Source organism: Streptomyces sp. NPDC058221 (assembly GCF_042882365.1).
GTDB lineage: Bacteria > Actinomycetota > Actinomycetes > Streptomycetales > Streptomycetaceae > Streptomyces.
In genome coordinates, this window is the sequence record NZ_JBHVWF010000305.1 from 1 (window position 1) to 2,032 (window position 2,032).

At 66.3% G+C, this 2,032-nt stretch carries 3 protein-coding genes; all 3 read right to left on the minus strand.

What is annotated here, in order from left to right; translation table 11 throughout:
* A partial coding sequence (locus ACFVW8_RS39030; RefSeq protein WP_389698788.1) for a transposase occupies window positions 1-228 on the minus strand: 228 nt, incomplete at its 3' end.
* Between the two features lie 21 nt (window positions 229-249).
* The gene (locus ACFVW8_RS39035) at window positions 250-561 is read right to left on the minus strand and encodes a hypothetical protein (protein WP_389698790.1); all 312 of its coding nucleotides are present in this window, start codon (window positions 559-561) and stop codon (window positions 250-252) included.
* Window positions 558-1,814 (minus strand): IS256 family transposase, encoded by a 1,257-nt coding sequence (locus tag ACFVW8_RS39040; protein ID WP_389698791.1) that lies wholly within the window; start codon window positions 1,812-1,814, stop codon window positions 558-560. The genes ACFVW8_RS39035 and ACFVW8_RS39040 overlap by 4 nt, the downstream gene beginning before the upstream one ends.
* Between the last annotated feature and the right edge of the window lie 218 nt (window positions 1,815-2,032).

A 2,032-nucleotide genomic window follows, 5' to 3' on the forward strand; every position in this document is an offset into this window, starting at 1 on the left:
GGCGGCTTTGGAATCGTGCACATCGGCCGGAGTCACGGTCACTTCCAGGAGCAGGCCCTCGGTGTCGGTCAGGATGTGACGTTTGCGCCCGTCACGTGACTTGCCGCCGTCGTATCCACGGCTGTCCTCACCGACGGTCTCGGAGGCGTCCACCGACTGACTGTCGATGATCCCCCCACTGGGCTCGGTGTTGCGGCCTGAGCGTTCCCTCGCCGGAGTAATTGTCAAGACCTGTGGATTGATGCTTGATCAGGGGGTCGGGTTGGTGCCCCGCAGGACGTCCCCGGGCTTGAAATGGAGATCGTCCGCTCCAGCACCGGTGAGGACAAGACGGGCGCCGTGAGGCGGGTCCACCTCGTCGACTGGCACCTGGGGGTAGCGGCGAATCTCCGCCAGTTCCAGGTCGACGGCTTGTCCGTCCGGACTGGTGCAGCGGAAGCGCGCGCCCAGCCGCGTGGTCGCCAGGCATCGCACGACGACAGCCAGGAGAGCGGTGCCAGTGGCATCCACCTGCACGATCTGGACCTCGGGGCTGGGTGCTTCCGCTGGAGTCATCGTCACGCCGCCATGATCTCAGGGCGTTCGACAAGCTGGCCGCGTTCGAAGTGGGCCCCGGCGCGGACGAGGGCGACGAGGTGGGGTGCGTTCACGGCTCGCCAGCGGGCCTGGGCGGACTCGACGAGCTTGAAGACCATCGCCAGGGCAGCGGCTCGGGAGCCGGCCCCCTTGGTGACCTTCGTCCGCAGTCGGACGGTCGCGAAGGTCGACTCAATGGGGTTGGTGGTGCGTAGGTGAATCCAGTGTTCGGCGGGGAAGTCGTAGAACGCCAGCAGCTCATCCTCGTCATCGACGATCTTCTTGACGGCCTTGGGGAACTTCGCCCCGTACTGCTTGGCGAACGCCCTGACCGCGGCGGCCGCGTGCTCCTTGTCTTCGGCGTTGCAGATGTCCTGAATGGCCTTTTTCGCCGCGGGCTGGGCCGACTTCGGCAGGCTGTCGAGGCAGTTGGCCGTCTTGTGAACCCAGCATCTTTGGTGGCGGGTTTCGGGGAAGACCTCGTTGATGGCGTTCCAGAAGCCGAGGGCGCCGTCGCCGACGGCCAAGGCGGGAGCGCGCATGCCGCGCCGCTGGCAGTCCCGCAGCAGACTCGCCCAGGACTCCGATGATTCCCGGTAGCCGTCCGCCATCGCGATCAGCTCCTTCGTGCCGTCCACCCGAACGCCCATGACGACCAGGACGGCGGCCTTCGCCTCTTCGAGGCGTATGCGCAGTTGGATGCCGTCGGCCCAGACATAGACGTAGTCGGTGGCGGACAGATCACGCTCGCCGAATGCCTTGTGGTCGGCCTGCCACTGCTGCGTGAGGCGAGTCACCGTGGCCGGGGACAGGCCGGCCGAGGAGCCCAGGAACTGCTCGAGCGCGGGCACGAAGTCTCCGGAGGACAGGCCGTGCAGGTAGAGCAGTGGCAGAACTTCGCTGATCTTCGGGGACTTCCTGGCCCAGGGCGGCAGGATCGCCGAGGAGAACCGTCTGCGCTCACCCGTCGCCTCATCGACGCGCTTGTCGTTCACCCGCGGCGCTTTCACCTCGACCGTCCCAGCCGCGGTGGTCAGTGAACGGGGCTGGTGATAGCCGTTGCGGACCACCAGACGACGACCCATCTCATCCCGCTGATCAGCCAACTCGGCTAGATAGGTGTTGACCTCGGCCTCCAAGGCCGCGGCCAGCATCCGCCTCGCACCCTCCCGGACGATCTCGTCGATGAGCGAGGAGCTGTTGGCGGTGCTGCCGTCGGCGTTGACTACGCTGAGCACGGGCGTGCCTTCCCGACCGGTGTTCGCAGCACCGGCCTACTCGATGACCATCAATCGACCACTCGGGAAAGTACGCCCTTCGCGTTCGACCTGATGTCGATCCACAGGTCTTGAGCATTGCTCCCCTCGCCGAGCGTCGCAGGCGTTCGTACAGCTCACGCACGTAGTCGTAGGACCGCCAGCGGCGGAAGAAGTCGTAGACCGCCCGCCAGTACGGG